The organism is Microbacterium umsixpiens (assembly GCF_053543675.1).
The window spans coordinates 53,962-56,208 of record NZ_JBLVOH010000041.1 but is presented as its reverse complement, the minus strand read 5'-3'; the positions used below and the strand labels follow the sequence as shown (position 1 = coordinate 56,208).

Below are 2,247 nucleotides of genomic sequence, written 5' to 3'. Positions count from 1 at the left end.
CCCCGCCGCGATAGCCGTCGAGTCGCCGGGCGTCGCCGAGGCTCAGCGCTTTCCCGTCGGACGCGCCGCCGACGAAGGCGATATCGGTGTGACCGAGTTCGATGAGATGCTCGGTGGCGATGCGGGCTGCGGCGGCGTCGTCGATGGAGACGGCAGTGGATCCTTCGCTGTACGGCCCCACGCTCACCAGCGGACGCCCGGTGAGCTGCAGGCGTTCGAGCTCGCGGGCGCTGGGCTGGATGTCCACGGCGATGATGCCGTCGAATCGTCGCCCGGGAAGCACGTTCTCGAACAGTCGATCTCGCATCTGCGAACCCTCGGGCACGCCGTAGAGCGCGAGGTCGTAGTCGAGCGTCAACAGAGATTCCTGGATGCCCGCCAGCAGTTCGGCGAAGAACCAGCGGTCCACGGGCGGCATCACGACGCCGACCGTCTGCGTGCGACCGGTGGCCAGGCTCGTCGCGGAGGAGTGCGCGACATACGACAGCTCGCGCGCCGCATCCGTGACGCGGGTACGGGTGTCCTCTGAGACATAACCGCGCCCGCTCAGCGCACGGCTCGCGGTGGCCTTCGACACCCCGGCACGCGCAGCGACGTCCGCGATCGTGCTCATCGGTCCTCCTCGACCTGATCACGCGGTTGCGTGGGTGGCGGCGCGGTCGCCGCGCCGGGTGACAGCGTAGTCCTCGAAGCGCTCAAAAGGAACCGGTTCCACACTGTGCGCGAGGGAGCGCTCCCATCGACGGCATCGATCTGAGTCGAATGGTTGTGAGCTTGTGACCCTTCCGTGTTGTGCCGGGATATCGATCGCCAGTAGGTTGGCCTGGAATCGGTTCCCTACCGGTGCCGCGGGGTGGCATCGCATCAGGTGGGACCCTGTACTCGAAGAGGAGAATTCACATGGCTCTGTCACAGCGTTCCCGGCGTTACGCGCCGCTCGCCCTGCTGGGGGTCGCGGGCATCGCGCTCGCCGGATGCGGGGCTCCCGGTGGGACCTCCGGAGGCGGCGGTGGTGGCGGCGGAGACAACACCGTCACGATCTACGGCACGATCGTCGAGGGCGAAGCAGAACTCCTCGCGGAATCCTGGGCGGATTTCGAGAAGGAGAACGACATCGAGATCAAATACGAGGGCAGCCAGGACTTCGAGACGCAGCTCGGCACCCGCGCACAGGGCGGCAACCCGCCGGACATCGCGATCTTCCCGCAGCCCGGCCTGTTCGCGGACTACGCGTCGCGCGACCTGCTGAAGCCTGCTCCGGAGGCGGTCAAGAAGAACGCCGAGGAGTACTGGACGCAGGGTTGGGTCGACTTCGGCACCTACGACGGCACCTTCTACGGCGCACCGCTGATGGCGAGCGTCAAGGGCTGGGTCTGGTATTCGCCGACCAAGTTCGCCGAGTGGGGTGTCGAGGAGCCGACCAGCTGGGACGAACTGCTGACACTGACGCAGACCATCAAGGACAAGAGCGGCGCCGCCCCGTGGTGCGCCGGCTTCGAGTCCGGTGTCGCGACCGGCTGGCCGGGTACCGACTGGATCGAAGACCTCGTGCTCCGCAACGCGGGCCCCGACGTCTACGACCAGTGGGTCAAGAACGAGATCCCCTTCACCGACCCGCAGATCAAGGAGGCGTTCGACGCCACGGGTGAGATCCTGCTGAACCCGGAGTACGTCAACGCCGGCTTCGGCGACGTGCGTTCGATCAACTCCACCGCATTCGGTGACGTGGCCGCGAAGGTCGCGAGCGGCGAGTGTGGGCTGACCCACCAGGCCTCGTTCCTGTCGGGCTTCTACCCCGAGGGAACGAACTTCGCCGAGGACGGCGATGTCTGGGCGTTCCTGACGCCGAGCCCGAACCCGGACGAGACGCTCATCACCGGTGGTGGCGAGATCGTCGGTGCATTCAGCGACTCCGAGGCGACGCAGAAGGTGCTCGAGTACCTGTCCAGCCCTGAGTGGGCCAACAGCCGTCTCGCCCTGGGTGGCGTGACGTCGGCCAACAAGGGTGTCGACCTCGACGTGGTCGAGGACCCGATCCTGCAGGAGTCGATCAAGCTCCTCCAGGACGACTCGGTGACGTTCCGCTTCGACGGTTCGGACCAGATGCCCGGTGCTGTCGGCTCCGGAACCTTCTGGAAGGGCATGGTCGCCTGGATCAACGGGACCTCCACCGATGAGGTGCTGACCCAGATCGAGACCGGCTGGCCTTCCAGCTGATCGGATGAGGAGGGGCCCCCCCCCCGGCGG

The 2,247-nt window shown here is 66.9% G+C and carries 2 protein-coding genes; one reads left to right on the top strand and one right to left on the bottom strand.

Annotated elements, in window-relative coordinates; genetic code table 11:
* The coding region (locus ACNPM4_RS04750) for a LacI family DNA-binding transcriptional regulator (RefSeq protein ID WP_448984868.1) at window positions 1–613 on the bottom strand (613 nt) is incomplete at its 3' end.
* A gap of 287 nt (window positions 614–900) precedes the next feature.
* Between ACNPM4_RS04750 and ACNPM4_RS04745 the strand changes: the two genes are divergently transcribed.
* Window positions 901–2,217 carry an ABC transporter substrate-binding protein gene (locus tag ACNPM4_RS04745; protein WP_105711389.1) on the top strand — a complete coding sequence of 439 codons (1,317 nt, stop codon included), beginning with the start codon at window positions 901–903 and terminating at the stop codon, window positions 2,215–2,217.
* Window positions 2,218–2,247: the final 30 nt, after the last annotated feature.